The organism is Pseudomonadota bacterium (assembly GCA_037200975.1).
GTDB lineage: Bacteria > Pseudomonadota > Gammaproteobacteria > Steroidobacterales > Steroidobacteraceae > CADEED01.
This window is the reverse complement of sequence record JBBCGI010000001.1, coordinates 2745424-2761473: the sequence shown is the minus strand read 5'-3', so window position 1 is coordinate 2761473 and position 16050 is coordinate 2745424. Positions and strand designations below refer to the sequence as shown.

Sequence of the window (16050 nt, the reverse complement as noted above, 5' to 3'; positions counted from 1 at the left end):
CCGCATCATACGGAACACGACGCACGTGCAGGAATACCAGCGAACCTTCATCGATCTCGCCATGTCGCGCAGCGCGCTGCGCTTCGGCAGTTTCAAACTCAAGTCCGGGCGCGAGAGTCCGTATTTCTTCAACGCCGGATTGTTCAATGACGGCGAAGCCATCGCCGTGCTCGGCCAGTGTTACGCCGCCGCGCTGACGCGTTCCGGCCTCGAGTTCGACATGTTGTTCGGCCCTGCCTACAAGGGCATCCCGCTGGCGACGACCACGGCCGTGGCGCTCGCGGAACACCACCATCGCAGCGTGCCGTGGGCGTTCAATCGCAAGGAAGCCAAGGATCACGGCGAAGGCGGCAACATCGTCGGCGCGCCGCTCAAGGGCCGGGTGGTCATCGTCGACGACGTCATCACCGCCGGCACCGCGATCCGGGAATCGGTCGAGATCATCCGCGCGGCGGGGGCGGTTCCCGCCGGCGTGGCGCTCGCACTCGATAGGCAGGAGCGCGGCCAAGGCGCGCAATCGGCGGTTCAGGAAGTGTCGGCGCAGTTCGGTTTGCGCTGCGTCAGCATCCTGACCCTGGCCGATCTCATTGATACGTTTGAAAAAGAGCCGAGTGATGCAGTTCGCATTTCTCGCGATCAGTTCGCCGCTTTGCGTGCTTATCAGCAGAGTTGGGGCGTCGGCGCCGTATCCGCAGGCGGATGAGCTGGGGCAGAATACCGCGCATGCGCAATGCCACTCCCTTCCTGGCGACCGTGCTCGCCGGCCTCATGCTCGGCCCGGCCGTGCATGCGCAGGACAAGGGCAAGCAGACTTTCAAATGGGTGGATGAAAAAGGCGTCATCCACTACGGCGACAGCATCCCTGCCGAGTATTCCCAGCGTGAATCGCGCGTGCTGAATTCCCAGGGCGTGGAAGTGCAGAAGTACCGCGCGGAAATGTCGCCGGCCGAAGCGGCCGCGTACGCCGCGAAACAGAAAGAAGAAACGCAGCGCCGGCAACACGACATGTTCCTGATTTCCACTTACCCGTCGGTGAAGGAAATCGAACAGGTTCGCGACACGCGCCTCGACCAGATCAACGGCCAGGTCTCCGCTGCGGAGGCCTACATCTCGAGCCTGAATTCGCGCGTCGACGGATTGAAGCAGCGCGCGATGCTGTTCGCGCCTTACAACAAGAAACCGGACGCGCGCCGCATGCCCGACGATCTCGCCGAAGAAATGGTGCGCGCGTCGAGCGAGCTGCGCACGCAGAAATCGGCGCTGGCGCAGCGCCGCAGCGAATTGCAGAACGTCGTCGATTCCTTCGACGCCGACATCCGGCGGTTCAAGGAATTACGCACCTCGGCGGCCGCGCGCCTCAACGACGCCAACCGCACCAAGAAACAGTAGTTAGTTCTTCAGCGGGTGCCGGTGTGGCCGAAGCCACCCGCGCCGCGTGAGCTCGCGGCGAAGTCTTCCACCACTTCCAGCCGCACCTGCACCACGGGCACGATCACCATCTGCGCGATGCGTTCGCCCGGCTGCACCACGAAATCCGTGGAACCGCGGTTCCAGCAGGACACCATGAGCTGGCCCTGGTAGTCCGAATCGATGAGCCCGACGAGATTGCCGAGCACCACACCATGTTTATGGCCCAGGCCCGAGCGCGGCAGGATCACGGCCGCGAGACCCGGGTCATCGACATGGATGGCGAGCCCGGTGGGGATCAGCTCCGCCTTGCCGGCAACCAGAGTCAGTGGCGCATCGAGGCAGGCGCGCAGATCGAGCCCGGCCGAGCCAGCCGTCGCATAAGCCGGCAACGGAAACTCCTTGCCGATGCGCGCATCCAGGATGCGAACTTTCAACGCGCGCTGCGCGCCGCGAGGATCGATCTGCGTGGATACCTGCGCGTTCATGCCGACACGCTGGTGAGGCGGGCGCCGGATTTGCGTTCGGCGTACAACTCGGCGATGAGCGCGATCAGATCGCGCGCGAGCGCCACCTTCGGCGCATGCGGCAATTCGCGGCGGCCGTCGCGCCACAGCACCAGCAACGCGTTGTCGTCCTTCTCGAACACCTTGTCGTGTCCGACTTCATTGGCGGCGATCATGTCGAGGTTCTTCTTGAGCAGCTTCTGACGCGCGTATTGTTCCACGGAATCCGTCTCGGCCGCGAAGCCCACCACGAAGGGGCGCGCGGCGCGCGCGGCCACGGTCGCGAGGATATCCACGGTGCGTTCCATCCGCAGGTCCATGGACTCGGAAGTTTTCTTGATCTTGCGTTCCACCGGTGAGGCCGGGCGGTAGTCCGCCACCGCGGCGGTGGCGACGAAGATGTCCACGCCCTCGATGTGCTGCATCACCGCGTTCAGCATGTCGGCGGCGCTTTCCACGTCGATGCGTTTCACTCCGGGCGGCGTGGCGATGTTCACGGGGCCAGCCACTATCGTCACGTCCGCACCAGCTTCGCGGGCGGCGGCGGCCACCGCAAAACCCATCTTTCCCGAACTGCGATTGCTGATGAAACGCACCGGGTCGATGCGCTCGCGCGTGGGGCCCGCCGTGAGCAGCACACGTTTGCCGGCCAGCGGGCCGGTCGGTGCGATTGAATTCGACACATAGTTGGCGAGCTGCGTCGGCTCGAGCATGCGGCCCGCGCCCACTTCACCGCAGGCCTGGTCGCCTTCGCCCGGACCCCAGACGTGAACACCGCGCGCCTTCAGGGTGGCGACGTTGGCCTGCGTGGCCGGGTTCGCCCACATGAGACGGTTCATGGCGGGAGCCAGCGCGATCGGTGCGGCGGTCGCCAGGCACAGAGTAGTTAGTAAATCGTCGGCCTGGCCGGTGGCGAGGCGCGCCAGGAAATCCGCGGTGGCCGGCGCGATGATCACGAAATCCGCCCAGCGGGCGAGCTCGATGTGCGACATCGCCTTCTCGGCTTCCGGATCCCACAAGTCGCTGCGCACTTCACGGCCGGACACGGCCTGGAACGTCATGGGAGTCACGAACTCGCGCGCGCCCGCGGTGAGCACGACCTGCACTTCGGCGCCCTGCTCGCGCAGGCGACGGACGAGGTCGGGGCTCTTGTAGGCGGCGATGCCGCCCGTGACGCCGAGGAGAACGCGTTTGCCGTGCATGGGCGGGCATTATCGGCAGGGCCATGCGCAACGCGCCAGTCACATAAGTTTCACAACTAGTTTCTGCGGTTATGAGCCCAGTAACTGGTCATTCGCGCCGCTTTGGCGAGTGCATGACAGCACCCGCTTTCGCCCATGATTGCTCGATGGATCAGCAGCTTATGAGTGGCGTAAATCCCCGGAACATCAACACGTGGCCGCACGCGGAACGCCCGCGCGAGCGGCTCATCGCGCGCGGCGCGCAGACTCTCTCCGATGCGGAGCTGCTGGCGGTCATTCTCGGCACTGGTTCCGCCGGCGCCAATGCATTGGACATAGCCCGTCAGCTGCTGCAGCACTTTGGCGGCAGCCTGAGGCGAATGCTGACCGCGGACACGCAGGCTTTGCTGTCGCGCCGCGGGCTCGGCCCGGCGCGTTACGCCAGCCTGATGGCCGCGCTGGAGCTCGCGCGCCGCCACTACTGCGAAGCGCTGCGTGCCGGGCCCGCCATGAACGCACCGGCGGCCACGCGCCAATTCCTGACCGCGCAGCTGCGCGATCGCCCATATGAAGTGTTCTGCTGCCTGCACCTCGACAACCGCCATCGTCTCATCCATTTCGAAGAGGTGTTCCGCGGCACCATCGATGGTGCGAGCGTGCATCCACGCGAGATCGTCCGGCAGGCGCTGCGGTACAACGCCGCCGCGCTCATCTTTGCGCACAATCATCCGTCGGGTGTCGCCGAGGCGAGCCAGGCGGACGAACTCATCACGCGCCGGCTGCGCGACGCGCTGGCATTGGTCGACATCCGCGTGCTCGACCATCTCATCGTCGGGGACAACAACTGTCTGTCGTTCGCGGAGCGCGGCCTGCTGTAGCGCTCAGGGGTTGAACTGTCTGTCCAGCCAGGCAATACGCGCCTCGAGCCACGTGTCTAGATAGGCGATTTCGCCGGCGTAGCTGCCGGGGATCATGTAGTTCGGCCAGACGTACATCTCGAGAATCGGCCAGCGCTGGAAATTGTTGAGCTGCGGCTGCTGCAACTTCGCCGCATTGACGGGGATGGACTGAAGCATCGCGGCCAGTTCATCGTTCTTGATCTCATTCCACAGTAGTTTGACGCGCGCGGCGAAGGCCGGATCTTCGAACAGGCGCGAAAACCACGGCCCGGTGCGGACCCGCCAGCCGTCGGTCTTGAATGCGTCCTCGTAGTTGACGTTGCCGGCGCCGAGATCGAAATCCCACAGCGGGCCCATGTGCAGCTTTCCGCCGCGCGGTTTGAACATCCAGCAGCTCGTCCACATGTTCGCGTCGACATTGCGGAAGACCTCGTTGACGAGGTACCAGCGGACGAACGAATCGACGTCGATATAAGCGGCATATCCCGTTGCCGGGTCCGCGAACCCACTCGAATGCAGCACGGTCTCGAACTCGTCGACATAACCCTTGATGTAGGTCTCCTGGGCCGGCGCCGGCTCCTCGGGAGACTGGAACACGATCGGCAGATGGTCGACCGCCGAGAACATCGTGTGCCCGTCCTGGCGGAAATCTACTTCGAGCAGATAACCGCCGGTGATCTTGTCGGCGCCCACATCCGCGAGTGCGAGCTCATCGATGTTCACGCGATCCTTTGCGACCTTGATGTTCTCCATGAGCTGGTAGACGCCGTCGTACCTGCCGTTCAGGTACACCTCGACGTACGCCGAGCGCGGGCTCCAGGGCAAACCCAGCTTCGTGCCGAGATCGAGCGCCAACGCATTGCGCAGCAGCGTCTTGTCGGAGTAGTTAGCGAGCAGCACCCAGTCCCTGGATGACGGCAAACCGAGCAGCGACTGCTTGTCGGTGAGCTTGAGGCGATAAGGCTTCTTGGGCATGTCCCAGGTCGAATTGCCGCGGCCGCGGATCTGCAGGCCGCCGATGACCGCGGCTTCGCCCGCCACCGTCGATGCGAGATTCATCTGGCCGGTGATGTAGACGTCCTTGCTTACGATCGGGGCACCGTTGTCGGTCGTGATTCGCAGCACCGGCAAAGCCACGTGTTGCGGCAGGAATGCGGCAGGCACGCCGGGGGCGGTGAACACATGGGTCGCGGTCGTGCGCTGGCCGCCGGCGGCGTCGACCGTGAGCTTCAGCTGCACTTCGCGGACGGTCTTCGACGCGCAGGAATTCGGGATCGTCATGGTCGCGGAGGTCGCCGTCGCGGGCAGCGCGCCCGCAGACACGACGCAACTCGTCTGCCCTGGACTCGTGCCCGATAGCGCGGTGGCATCGAGCGTTACCGCCGTGATGTTCGCCCCCGCCGGCAGTACCCACTGGACCGTAAAAGGTTGGCCGAGCTCGGCATCCGCGGGCGTGGTGCCCGTCAGGTCCTTGAAGACGACGGGCGAGAGCCCCCCAGGCGGAGGAGCCGGGGTGCCGCCGGAATCCGCTCCGCCCCCACCGCCGCAACCCGACAACAGACTGGCCGCGACGAAAACGAGGATATTGAGTGGTTTCATATGCCTTGCACCGTCTCGCACCTCGGCGCCGCCCGCAAGGGTTCGAGCGGTCGTCTGGCCGCGCTGGACAGCGGTTCGATGACTTTGGCAGCAGGCTGTTGCTCGCGTTCTGGGGGGCTGGTATAAAGACGGCCCTCTGAACGGCCGGAAAACCGGCTTTTCACTAGTTAACTAACTGATTTCCGGGATTTTTATGAGCCGCGTCTGCGAAGTCACGGGTAAGAGCGTTGCGGTCGGCAACCGCGTTTCCCACGCCAACAACAAGAAGCGCCGCCGCTTCCTGCCCAATCTGCACACCCAGCGCTTCTGGCTCGAGGGTGAGCGCCGCTGGGTCAGCCTGCGTGTTTCCACGCGCGGCCTGCGGACCATCGAAAAGAATGGCATCGACTCCGTGATCTCGGATCTGCGTGCCAAAGGCAAGAAGGTCTAAGCCATGCGTGAAAAAGTAAAACTGCTGTCGTCCGCCGGCACCGGCCACTTCTACGTCGCCACGAAGAACAAGCGCCTGCACCCGGACAAGATGAGCATCAAGAAATACGATCCGGTGGTGCGCAAACACGTCGACTACAAGGAAACGAAGATCAAGTAAGCCGATCTTCCGGTCCGCGAATAAAAAGGCCCCGCCAGGCAACTGGCGGGGCCTTTTCTTTGCTCACTCCACAGCTCATGTAAACGATTGTGGGTCGGGCGGCTGGTAAAGTGTCGCGGCCGCCTTTAACAGCAGTCCGAAGTTGGGGTGGCGGCCGGCTGTGTTTCGCTCGGGGTTACGAGCTCCGCACGGGTTCTCTTTGCAGGAGGGTCCAGCCGCCACCCACAATCGTTCGTGCCTGATTAGACGCATGAGCCGGGCAAAACGTTGCAGGTCATTCGGCGGACCGTGTCAAACCAGCGACGAGCCGCCGCAGCCAGACGCCAACCCGTGCCAGAACTTCCCGAAGTCGAAACAACCCGCCGCGGCATCGAGCCGCACGTCGTAGGACGACGCATCCATCGGCTCGTCGTGCACGATCGTCGCCTGCGCTGGCCGGTGGAGCCCGGGCTCGCCGAACTAGTCGGCGGAAGCGCGATTCGCCGCGCCGGCCGCCGCGCGAAATACCTGCTGCTCGAAACCGACGCGGGCACGTTGATCCTGCACCTGGGCATGTCGGGCAGTCTGCGGGTCCTGCCGGTGGCGACACCGCGCATCGCGCACGATCATGTCGACATCGAGCTCGACTCGGGCGTGACGCTGCGCTTCAACGATCCGCGCCGTTTCGGTAGTTTGTTGTTCACTGCCGGCGATCCGGCGCTGCATCCGCTGCTGGAGGACCTCGCCCCCGAACCGCTGGAAGACGGTTTCGATGCCGACTACCTGTGGAAGGTAACGCGCCGCCGCAAGGTGGCGATCAAGCAGCTCATCATGAACGCGAAGCTGGTGGTGGGAGTGGGCAACATCTATGCGAGCGAGGCGCTGTTCCGCGCGCGCATCCGTCCGCGGCGCCAGGCGCGTTCGCTGAGCCGGGCCGAGTGCGTGAAACTCGCCCGCGCGATCAAGACGACATTGGCGATGGCCGTGAAAGTCGGCGGCACCACGTTGCGCGACTATGTCGGCGCGGACGGCAGTCCCGGGTACTTCCGCCAGAAGCTCTATGTATATGAGCGCGACGGCAAGCCCTGCCGCGTGTGTGGCAAGCCGGTCAAACAATTCACGCAGGGTCAACGCTCCACGTACTGGTGTTCGAACTGCCAGAAGTGACGGCGGCGATTAGAATCGGCGCATGAACACTCCCGCCTCGATGTGCACGCCGGCACAGCTCGCTTCCTTCAAGCGACGTCTGGCGAAAATCGACCCGATCCTTGCGAACCTGATCCGCGCCGCCGGAAAGTTCACGCACACCACCAGCGCGCAGCATTCGCCGTTTTATTCGCTGGCGCGCGCCATCGCACACCAGCAGCTCAACGGCACCGCGGCGGAGAGCATCTTCGGCCGCTTCGTCGGCCTCTATCCCGAGGCGCTGCTCGAGGCGGAACTGGTGCTTGCGACTGCCGACGAAAAGCTCAGATCCGTCGGCCTTTCGTACGCGAAGATCGCCAGCATCAAGGATCTTGCGGCCAAGACGCTCGCGGGCGTCGTGCCACCGCACGAAATCCTGCACACACTAGCCGACGACGAAATCATCGAGCGCATCTCGCAGGTGCGCGGCATCGGCCGCTGGACGGTCGAGATGATGCTGATGTCGCGGCTCGGGCGGCCCGACGTGTTGCCGGTGGACGATTTCGGCGTGCGCAACGGATTCCGCCTTGCGTACGGGCTGCGCGGCATGCCGACGACCCGCGCACTGGCGGAATTCGGCGCGCGTTGGGCGCCGTATCGTTCGGTGGCCGCGTGGTATCTGTGGCGCGCCGTGGACCTGCACCGCGCAGGCAAACTACCCGCGCCCGCCACGCCGACGCGTATCAAGATCGTGAAGACGAAGCCGAAAAAGGCGGCGGCAAAGAAGACCGCAAAGAAACCAAAACGCGCTGCCAAGAAAGCGGCCCGCAAGAAATAATCAGTAAACCATCCCTTCGCCGACGCCGCGCGGGTCGGAGGCGGCTTCCACTTTTCCGGTCTTGTAGTCCCAGGTGACCACCTGGGTATTGCCCCACTTGCGCGAACCTTCCTTCAGCGTGTGCCCGCGCTTCTCGAGTTCCGCGCGTTCTTCGGCCGTGAGGGAGCCCGGTTCGAATTCGATGACGTCGGGCGAAAACTGATGATGGAAACGCGGCGCCGCGACGATCTCCTGCGCGTTCTTGCCGTCCATGAAATTGAGCGTGCCGAGTATCACCATGCCCGGAATGCGGCTGCCACCCGGAGACCCGATGATCATGAGCCCATTGGGCGCTTCGACGAACGTCGGCGTGGAAGACGACAGCGGGCGTTTCTTCGGCGCGATCGCATTGGCGTCGGCGCCGATGAGCTGGAAGCCGTTCGGGGCGCCGGGCTTGACCGAAAAATCATCCATCTGGTTGTTCAGCAGGATGCCGGTGCCGGGGATCATCAGCCCCGAGCCGTAGAAGAAATTGAGCGTGATGGTGGCGGCGACCATGTTGCCCTGGCCATCCAGCACGGAGAAATGAGTAGTTTGAGTGCCGGCCGGCGCCGAATCGACACCGGGCAACGAAGCGCTCGGCGTCGCCCGGTCCATGCGGATCGAGGCGCGTTGCCCCGCGGCGTAGTACTCGTTGATCAGGCGCGTCACCGGGACGTCGACGAAATCGGGGTCGCCGAGATAGATGGCGCGATCGCGATGTACGCGGCGCATCGCTTCGACGACCAGGTGCGTGCGCGTGGTGTTGTCGACCTTGTCCAGATCGAAACCTTGCAGGATGTTCAGCGCATCGATCAGCGCGATGCCGCCGGAAGTCGGCGGCGAGCCCGACACGATGCGCGCACCGCGGTAGTGGCCCACCACCGGCGCACGCTCGACCACCTTGTAGTTTGCGAGGTCGGCTTCGGTCCAGTTGCCGCCGAGCTGCCGCACGCCCGCGACCAGCTTCTTCGCGAAGGCGCCCTTGTAGTAGCCGTCGGCGCCCTTCGTGGCCAGCAGCTCGAGGCTGTCGGCAAGATCGGGCTGCTTGATGACGTAGCCGATCTCGGGCGCCTGGCCATTGACCAGATAGACGGCGGCCGCGTCGGGTGTCTTGAGGAAAGCATCCTTCTTGAAGGTGACGGAGCCGCGCATGCGTTCGTACAGCGGAAACCCTTCGCGCGCCAGCTTGATGGCCGGCGCCATGCTGACCGTCAGCGGCAACTTGCCGAACTTCTTCGCCAGGTACACGAGGCCGGCCGGCTCGCCGGGGATTCCGGCGGCGAGCGCGGAGTCGCGCGACAGGCTGTCGACGGGATTGCCGTCCTTGTCCAGGTACATGTCGCGCGTGGCGGCGCCGGGCGCCATCTCGCGCAGATCGATCATGGTCTCGTAGCCGTCGCTGGCACGCCGCAGCAGGAAGAACCCGCCGCCACCGAGGCCTGAGCAGCATGGCTCGACCACGGCCAACGCCGCAGCAGTCGCCACGGCGGCGTCGAATGCATTGCCGCCCCTGGCGAGGATCTGCTTGCCCGCATCGCTCGCGAGTGGATAGGCGCTGGCGATCGCGGAGTGGCCCGGGCCCGCCTTCGGGATCCCGGTTTTCGCAACGGCCGGCTTGGGGGCGTCGGCCCGGGCAGGCGCGAGCTGCAATACAACGGCACAAAGAACGAAGACTCGCGCGAGACGCGTGGCGGGCGCCTTCATCCCGGTCAGACCCGCTTCATCTTCTTGAGCTCCGCTGCCACCAGCGGATGCACGAATTCCTTCACGTCGCCGCCGAGAATCGCGATTTCGCGCACCAGTGTCGAAGAAATGAAGGTGAACTGTTCCTGCGGCGTGAGAAACACGGTCTCGAGATCGCGGGACAGGTGCCGGCTCATGTTCGCGAGCTGGAATTCGAACTCGAAATCCGACATGGCGCGCAGGCCGCGCACCACGACCTGCACACCTTGCGCGCGCGCGAAGTCGACGGTGAGTCCCGAATAACCCATGACCTCGACGCCGGGAATATCAGCCAGCACCTGCTTGGCGAGCGACACCCGCTGCTCGAGCGGGAACATCGGTGTCTTGTTAGGGTTCGACGCGATCGCGACGATCACGCGCTCGAACACGGACGCGGCGCGGCGCACCAGGTCCTGGTGACCGTTGGTGATGGGATCGAAAGTTCCGGGATAGACGGCGCTGCGTTTCATGTGGCGAACAGATGATACCCGACCTCACCGGCCCGTCCGTCGCGAAGGCTTCGCCAGCCTTCCGGCAGCCGCGGCAGCGGATCGCGCGCACGGCTTTCCAGATAGACACGGGCATCCGGCGCGAGCCTGCCGCTTGCAGCAAGCGCCTCCGCCGTCGCCGACAGCAAGTCCGCGTCATAAGGCGGATCGAGGAAAACGATATCGAAAGGCGCGGAGTCGCGCGGCGCCTGCGCCAACCAACCGAGCGCGTCGGCACAGACTACCGACGCCGCGCCTTCCTGCCACTCCTGGATCAGCGACTCGATCGCCACCGCAGCACGCCGATCTCTCTCGACGAAAGTGACCTGCGCGGCACCGCGCGAGATGGCCTCCAGGCCGAGCGCGCCACTGCCGGCGAATAGATCGAGCACGTGCGCATCGGCGGTGCGCTGCTGCAGCCAGTTGAACAGGGTTTCCCGCACACGATCCGGCGTCGGACGGATATCGACTCCGGCGGGAAAACGCAGCTTCCTGCCACGGTGACGGCCACCAATGATGCGCAAGATGCGCGCGCTCGCACTCGCCGCGCGCGCACCACGAACCGCATCACTCGCGCGTGCCGGGGCACGATTTTTTCCGCTGTTTTTCGCCTTCGCCAAAGATTGCGACCGCATCCGCGTGGCTTGCCACCTTTTGGGGCCCAAGCGTACGCTACCGCCCCAATACGACAAGTTCGGCGCATCGTTCTGCACGGCGAGGGAATGCGACCGGATTGAACTTCCGAAACAGAATTCCGAGGAGCGAACTCATGAAGAGGCTATCCGCAGCCGCAGTTGTACTCGTGGCCGCACTGACGGCGGCCGGCTGTTCGAGCTCCACGGGCAATTCTCCTGACGTGGGTCCCACCGATCCGACGACCGGCAACCTCAATCCAGGCACCGGCAGCGCGACGCCTGCGGCGACTGCGGCGCTGTTCCAGCCTGCGCAGGGCATCTTCCCGTTCCCGAACGACCTGTACTTCTCGGGCACCACCGACGGCACGATCAACATCCAGCCGGCCAACGGCCTCATTCCGAACCAGGTGGGTCTCAATGCGCTCGATGGCTGGTCCACCACCGCCCCGATCCGCATCCGTTTCGGCGGCGCGCTCGATCCGGCGTCGTTCAGCGCCGCCAACATCCGCGTCTATCAAGTACGTATCAGCAACACTAACAAGTCGGTCATCGGATTCACGGCGCCGCTGACCTACGGAACCGATTTCTCCGCCAGCGTCGCCACCGATGGAGGCGTCGGCCCGACCATTCTCGAGATCCAGCCGCTGAAGCCGCTCCAGCCGTCCGCGGGACCGGCATCGCCGAGCGATCCGGTGCCGGATGGAACCGGTTATCTGGTGTTGTTGACCGACGGCATCCGCATGGCCGGCGGCGCCGCGGCCACGGCGGACACGGACTACGCCACGATCAAGACGACGCTTGGCGCCACGCCGAGCCCGGCAAGCGCCGCCAACTGCGCCGCGCTGCCAAATACACCGATGCAGGGCGCCTGCGGTCTCACGCTCTCGCACCTGCTGGTCGCGGGTAATCCTGCGCTCGGCCCGCTCGCGTTGAATCCCGCCAATGTCATCGTGTCGTTCCACTTCACGACGATCGCCACGCGCGACACGCTGCGGGCACTCGGCCTCACGATCTTCAATCCGGCCGCGCCGGTGCCCGCGATCGCGGTCGCCCCGGGGCCGGGCATTCCGCTCAACAACATCAACGCGGCGTTGCCGACCTTCGCCAGCGCGCGTTTTGGCACGGTGACGGTGCCTTACTACTCGTACATCCCGCAGACTGCCGCGCCCGGCGTCATCAGCACCGACGCGGCGACCCTGCGCACCGCCTGGCGCGCCGCGAATCCGCCGCCCGCTCCGCTCGCGGATCCGGCCGCTGAATTCAACTTGACGAGATTCAATCCGATCCCGCTCAAACGCGCGGACAAGGCGATTCCGTTGCTCGTCATCGTACCGAACGTCGCCGTCAAGCCGACCGCCGGCTGGCCGGTCGTCATCTTCGAGCACGGCATCACGCGCGACCGCAGCGATGCGTTCGCGCTGGCGCAGGCGTTCGCGTCGCAGGGTTGGGCGATTGCGGCCGTCGATCTGCCGCTGCACGGCATCACCGCGACGGCGAGCCCGCTTTACCAGGCGGCGAACGAACAGACGTTCAATCTCGACCTGGTGGTCAACGCCACCGGGGCATCCGGTCCCGACAGCGTCATCGATCCGACCGGCACCCACTTCATCAACCTCCCCTATCCACTCGCGAGCCGCGACAATCTGCGCCAGGGCGTGGTCAATCTGCTCGCGCTGACGCGCGCGCTGCCGACGCTCGATCTCGACGGGGATGCCAACACGGTCGATATCGACGGCGCGCGCATCGCGTTCGTCGGCCAGTCGCTCGGCTCGATGGTGGGTATCACATTCGGTTCGGTGCTGCCGAACCCGGCGCTGGTCCGCACGATGACCTTGTCGGTGCCGGGCGGTGGCGTGGCCGCACTGCTGCAGGGTTCGCCGACTTTCGGCCCGCGCATCAATGCGGGCCTGCAGGGCCAGGGGTTGCTGCCGGGCACGTCGCTGTACGCGCAGTACTTCCGCGACGTGCAGAACATCGTCGATGCCGGCGACCCGCTGAACTTCATCGTCTCCACGGTCGCGCAGCGGGCTATCTACATTCAGCAGGTCGTCGGGGGCAGCGGCAGCCCGGCATCCCTGCCGGACCAGGTCATCCCGAATTCGGCAACCGCCAGGTTGCTGACGGCGGCCGGCGCCACGGCGCTGCCGCGCGTCCCACCGGGTCCGCGTATCGGCTCGGGCTACGTGAACTTCGTCGCCGGTGACCACGGTTCGCTGCTGTCGCCCACGGCGAGCGGCGCGGCCACGGTGGAGATGCAGACGGAAACCGCGACGTTCACGTTGTCCGGCAACCCGCCCAGCCCGGGTGTATCCACGCCGACGATCAATGTCTCAAACGCGGCGGTGGTTCAGCCTTAGACTTCGCCACTTCGAATCACGGGGCGGCCCTGCATTCGGGGGCCGCCCTTTTCATTTCCGGAGCCGGATTCTTGGCTGAAGACAAACCACAGTCATTCATCGCGCGCATGCGCGCGAAGATCAACCGGCCGGGTTCCTGGCTCTCGTACGACCTCGCCAATCTCGTTCCCGGCCGCAAGATCGACGCCGAGGTGCTCGACGAACTCGAGACGCGCCTGCTCACCGCGGATGTGGGCGTCGAAGCGACCGAAGTCATCCTCGAAGGGCTGCGCAAGAAAGTGGCGCGCCAGGAACTCGACGACGTCGACAAGCTGATCAAGGCGCTCACCGACGCCATCACCGCCATCCTGCTGCCATCGCAGCAGCCGCTCGAGATCGGCAAACACAAACCCTTCGTGCTGCTGGTCGTGGGCGTCAACGGTTCGGGCAAGACCACGACCATCGGCAAACTCGCGCGGCGCTACAGCGACGCGCGCAAGCAGGTGATCCTCGCTGCCGGCGACACCTTTCGTGCCGCGGCCATCGAGCAGCTCGGCGTCTGGGCCGAGCGCAGCGGCGCGGAGATCATCCAGCAGCAGGCGGGCGCGGATCCTGGCGCCGTGGTGTTCGACGCCGTGCAGGCCGCGCGCGCGCGCCGCGCCGACATCGTCATCATCGACACCGCCGGCCGGCTGCACAGCCAGTCGCATCTGATGGATGAACTCAAGAAAGTGAAACGCGTGATCCAGCGCGTGGAACCGGGCGCCCCGCACGAGGTCTTGTTGGTTCTCGATGCCAACCAGGGCCAAAATGCGCTCACGCAGGCAATCCAGTTTCACGAAGCGGTCGGCGTCACGGGCCTGGTGCTCACCAAGCTCGATGGCACCGCCAAGGGCGGCATCGTGATTGCGATCGCGCGCAAGCTCGGGCTGCCGATCCGTTTCATCGGCGTCGGCGAGCAAGCCGAGGATTTCGGCGAATTCGACGCACGCGCGTTCGCCACGGCGCTGGTCTCGGGCAACCAGCCCGCGGCGAGCTAAGATCGCGGCCCATGATTTCCTTCGACAACGTCGCAAAGCGGTACCCGAACGGGCGCGAGGCGTTGGCGGGCGTCACCTTTTCCGTTCAGCCCGGCGAGTTCGTGTTCCTCACCGGGCGTTCGGGCGCCGGCAAGAGCAGCGTGCTCAAGCTCATCGCACTGCTCGAGCGCCCCAGCCGCGGCACCGTCACGGTCGCGGGGCAGAACACCGGCAAACTCAAGCCCGGCAAGATCCCCGCGTTTCGCCGCGCCATCGGCGTGGTTTTCCAGGATCACAAGCTGCTGGTCGACCGGCCCATCTACGACAATGTCGCGCTGCCGCTGGTGGTCGCCGGTACGCCGCTCAAGGAAGTCGACCGGCGCGTGCGCGCCGCGCTCGACCAGGTCGGGTTGTTAGGCCGCGAACGATCGTCGCCGCTGGAACTGTCCGTGGGCGAGCAGCAACGTGTCGGCATCGCACGAGCCGTCGTCAGCAAGCCGCAGCTGCTGATCGCCGACGAACCCACGGGCAACCTCGACCCGGGCCTCGCGGTCGAAGTGATGCGGGTGTTCAAGCGTTTCCAGGAAGTCGGCGTGACGGTGATCATCGCGTCGCACGATCCGCACCTGGTCGAACAGTTCGGCCAGCGCGAGATCGTGCTCGATGCGGGACGCATCGTGACCGACACCTTCCGTGGCGACCACGCTGCGCGGATGACGGCGCAGGGGCCGCGCCTGTCCGACCTGCCAGAGATCCACACGTGAGCGGCGCGGTTTCCTCGTATGGCACACGCCACCTGCAGGCCCTGTTCGGCGCGCTGGGTAGATTGGTGCGCGCGCCATTCGCAACGCTGCTGACCCTCACTGTCATCGCGGTTGCCCTGGCTCTGCCCGCGGGTCTCGCATTGATCGTGAACAACCTGCGCGCGGCGACCGGCGACCTCAGCAACGCCGTCGACTTCACCGTGCACTTCAAGCTCGGCACCCCCATCGAACGGGTCCAGCAAATAGCCAGGAGCGCGCGCGAACGTGCGGGCATCGATTCGATCACGGCGGTCACGGCGGACCAGGCGCTCGAAGAGTTCAAGCTGGCCTCCGGCTTCGGCGACGCGCTGGCGGCGCTCGAGAGCAACCCGCTGCCGCATCACCTGGTCGTGCGTCCCGCCAGGAACGCCAGTGGACCGGCGGAGATCGAATCCCAGCGGCGTTACTTCGCGGCGTTTCCCGAGGTGGAGATCGTGCAGCTCGATCTGGACTGGGTGCGCCGCCTGCACTCCCTGCTCGAAGTGCTCCGGCGCGTGTTGTGGGTGGTGATCTCCGTGCTGGGACTGGGCGTGCTTGCGGTCATCGGCAACACCATCCGCCTCGAGATCCAGCAACGCCGCCCGGAGATCGAGGTCACGAAGCTCGTGGGCGGCTCCAATGCGTTCGTCCGGCGGCCGTTCCTGTACACCGGCCTCTTCTATGGCCTCGGCGGGTCCCTGCTCGCGGCACTCATCGTCTTTGGCGGCATGGCCTACCTCGACCGTGCGGTTGGGGTGCTGTCGGCCCAATACGGCAGCCAGTTCCGAATGGCTGGGCTGGACGGCAAGAGTCTGGGGTTGCTGCTGGCCGTGGGCGCCGGGCTCGGCTGGTTGGGAGCCTTGATCTCGACCGGCCGGCACCTGAGGCAGATCGAACCGCGTGCGTGAGCAGCGCGTTTTATAT

At 65.4% G+C, this 16050-nt stretch carries 17 protein-coding genes; 11 read left to right on the top strand and 6 right to left on the bottom strand.

All coding sequences use genetic code 11. The features are described 5' to 3' along the window. Window positions 1-25: 25 nt before the first annotated feature. Both pyrE and WDO72_12480 read left to right on the top strand, forming a co-directional pair. The gene (gene pyrE / locus WDO72_12485; protein ID MEJ0086497.1) at window positions 26-703 is read left to right on the top strand and encodes an orotate phosphoribosyltransferase; all 678 of its coding nucleotides are present in this window, start codon (window positions 26-28) and stop codon (window positions 701-703) included. A 20-nt stretch (window positions 704-723) separates the two neighbouring features. Continuing rightward, window positions 724-1389: a DUF4124 domain-containing protein gene (locus WDO72_12480; GenBank protein MEJ0086496.1), complete on the top strand. Its 666-nt coding sequence runs from the start codon at window positions 724-726 to the stop codon at window positions 1387-1389. 8 nt (window positions 1390-1397) lie between these two features. Here WDO72_12480 and dut read toward each other — a convergent pair whose 3' ends face one another. Beyond that, window positions 1398-1895, bottom strand: a complete 498-nt coding sequence (gene dut / locus WDO72_12475) for a dUTP diphosphatase (protein ID MEJ0086495.1) — start codon at window positions 1893-1895, stop codon at window positions 1398-1400. Further along, window positions 1892-3115 carry a bifunctional phosphopantothenoylcysteine decarboxylase/phosphopantothenate--cysteine ligase CoaBC gene (coaBC, locus tag WDO72_12470; protein MEJ0086494.1) on the bottom strand — a complete coding sequence of 408 codons (1224 nt, stop codon included), beginning with the start codon at window positions 3113-3115 and terminating at the stop codon, window positions 1892-1894. Before coaBC ends, dut begins: the two co-directional genes overlap by 4 nt. Window positions 3116-3276: 161 nt before the next feature. Between coaBC and radC the strand changes: the two genes are divergently transcribed. Further along, window positions 3277-3972: a DNA repair protein RadC gene (radC, locus tag WDO72_12465; protein MEJ0086493.1), complete on the top strand. Its 696-nt coding sequence runs from the start codon at window positions 3277-3279 to the stop codon at window positions 3970-3972. Between the two features lie 3 nt (window positions 3973-3975). On the opposite strand, the gene WDO72_12460 is transcribed toward radC, so the two are convergent. Beyond that, window positions 3976-5592: a CotH kinase family protein gene (locus WDO72_12460; GenBank protein ID MEJ0086492.1), complete on the bottom strand. Its 1617-nt coding sequence runs from the start codon at window positions 5590-5592 to the stop codon at window positions 3976-3978. A 193-nt stretch (window positions 5593-5785) separates the two neighbouring features. Between WDO72_12460 and rpmB the strand changes: the two genes are divergently transcribed. From rpmB to WDO72_12440, 4 genes are all read left to right on the top strand, one after another. Next, window positions 5786-6022, top strand: a complete 237-nt coding sequence (gene rpmB, locus WDO72_12455; protein MEJ0086491.1) for a 50S ribosomal protein L28 — start codon at window positions 5786-5788, stop codon at window positions 6020-6022. Window positions 6023-6025: 3 nt separating this feature from the next. Beyond that, the gene (gene rpmG, locus WDO72_12450) at window positions 6026-6181 is read left to right on the top strand and encodes a 50S ribosomal protein L33 (protein MEJ0086490.1); all 156 of its coding nucleotides are present in this window, start codon (window positions 6026-6028) and stop codon (window positions 6179-6181) included. A gap of 330 nt (window positions 6182-6511) precedes the next feature. Then, a complete protein-coding gene (gene mutM / locus WDO72_12445; GenBank protein MEJ0086489.1) occupies window positions 6512-7327 on the top strand; it encodes a bifunctional DNA-formamidopyrimidine glycosylase/DNA-(apurinic or apyrimidinic site) lyase in 816 nt (271 codons plus the stop codon). 22 nt (window positions 7328-7349) lie between these two features. Beyond that, entirely contained in the window at window positions 7350-8123 is a 774-nt protein-coding gene (locus WDO72_12440; protein MEJ0086488.1) for a DNA-3-methyladenine glycosylase 2 family protein, read from the top strand. Here WDO72_12440 and ggt read toward each other — a convergent pair whose 3' ends face one another. From ggt to rsmD, 3 genes are read right to left on the bottom strand one after another with little or no spacing between them, the layout of a single operon-like run. After that, window positions 8124-9848, bottom strand: coding sequence for a gamma-glutamyltransferase (gene ggt, locus WDO72_12435; protein MEJ0086487.1), 1725 nt, complete (start codon window positions 9846-9848; stop codon window positions 8124-8126). 5 nt (window positions 9849-9853) lie between these two features. Continuing rightward, window positions 9854-10336, bottom strand: a complete 483-nt coding sequence (coaD, locus tag WDO72_12430) for a pantetheine-phosphate adenylyltransferase (GenBank protein MEJ0086486.1) — start codon at window positions 10334-10336, stop codon at window positions 9854-9856. Continuing rightward, window positions 10333-11067 carry a 16S rRNA (guanine(966)-N(2))-methyltransferase RsmD gene (rsmD, locus tag WDO72_12425; protein ID MEJ0086485.1) on the bottom strand — a complete coding sequence of 245 codons (735 nt, stop codon included), beginning with the start codon at window positions 11065-11067 and terminating at the stop codon, window positions 10333-10335. Before rsmD ends, coaD begins: the two co-directional genes overlap by 4 nt. A 56-nt stretch (window positions 11068-11123) precedes the next feature. On the opposite strand from rsmD, the gene WDO72_12420 reads away from it, so the two are divergent. From WDO72_12420 to ftsX, 4 genes are all read left to right on the top strand, one after another. Beyond that, on the top strand, window positions 11124-13346 hold the full coding sequence (locus WDO72_12420) for a hypothetical protein (protein MEJ0086484.1): 2223 nt from the start codon (window positions 11124-11126) through the stop codon (window positions 13344-13346). A 71-nt stretch (window positions 13347-13417) separates the two neighbouring features. Next, entirely contained in the window at window positions 13418-14365 is a 948-nt protein-coding gene (ftsY, locus tag WDO72_12415) for a signal recognition particle-docking protein FtsY (protein MEJ0086483.1), read from the top strand. An 11-nt stretch (window positions 14366-14376) separates the two neighbouring features. Then, window positions 14377-15108, top strand: a complete 732-nt coding sequence (ftsE, locus tag WDO72_12410) for a cell division ATP-binding protein FtsE (protein ID MEJ0086482.1) — start codon at window positions 14377-14379, stop codon at window positions 15106-15108. Continuing rightward, a complete protein-coding gene (gene ftsX / locus WDO72_12405; GenBank protein ID MEJ0086481.1) occupies window positions 15105-16034 on the top strand; it encodes a permease-like cell division protein FtsX in 930 nt (309 codons plus the stop codon). Before ftsE ends, ftsX begins: the two co-directional genes overlap by 4 nt. Window positions 16035-16050: the final 16 nt, after the last annotated feature.

What these genes read in the sequence shown, in the direction of transcription:
- WDO72_12480 (MEJ0086496.1), top strand. Translation starts at nt 724, where the DNA reads ATGCGCAATGCCACTCCCTTCCTGGCGACCGTGCTCGCCGGCCTCATG.
- dut (MEJ0086495.1), bottom strand. Translation starts at nt 1,895, where the DNA reads ATGAACGCGCAGGTATCCACGCAGATCGATCCTCGCGGCGCGCAGCGC.
- coaBC (MEJ0086494.1), bottom strand. Translation starts at nt 3,115, where the DNA reads ATGCACGGCAAACGCGTTCTCCTCGGCGTCACGGGCGGCATCGCCGCC.
- radC (MEJ0086493.1), top strand. Translation starts at nt 3,277, where the DNA reads ATGAGTGGCGTAAATCCCCGGAACATCAACACGTGGCCGCACGCGGAA.
- WDO72_12460 (MEJ0086492.1), bottom strand. Translation starts at nt 5,592, where the DNA reads ATGAAACCACTCAATATCCTCGTTTTCGTCGCGGCCAGTCTGTTGTCG.
- rpmB (MEJ0086491.1), top strand. Translation starts at nt 5,786, where the DNA reads ATGAGCCGCGTCTGCGAAGTCACGGGTAAGAGCGTTGCGGTCGGCAAC.
- rpmG (MEJ0086490.1), top strand. Translation starts at nt 6,026, where the DNA reads ATGCGTGAAAAAGTAAAACTGCTGTCGTCCGCCGGCACCGGCCACTTC.
- WDO72_12440 (MEJ0086488.1), top strand. Translation starts at nt 7,350, where the DNA reads ATGAACACTCCCGCCTCGATGTGCACGCCGGCACAGCTCGCTTCCTTC.
- ggt (MEJ0086487.1), bottom strand. Translation starts at nt 9,848, where the DNA reads ATGAAGGCGCCCGCCACGCGTCTCGCGCGAGTCTTCGTTCTTTGTGCC.
- coaD (MEJ0086486.1), bottom strand. Translation starts at nt 10,336, where the DNA reads ATGAAACGCAGCGCCGTCTATCCCGGAACTTTCGATCCCATCACCAAC.
- WDO72_12420 (MEJ0086484.1), top strand. Translation starts at nt 11,124, where the DNA reads ATGAAGAGGCTATCCGCAGCCGCAGTTGTACTCGTGGCCGCACTGACG.
- ftsE (MEJ0086482.1), top strand. Translation starts at nt 14,377, where the DNA reads ATGATTTCCTTCGACAACGTCGCAAAGCGGTACCCGAACGGGCGCGAG.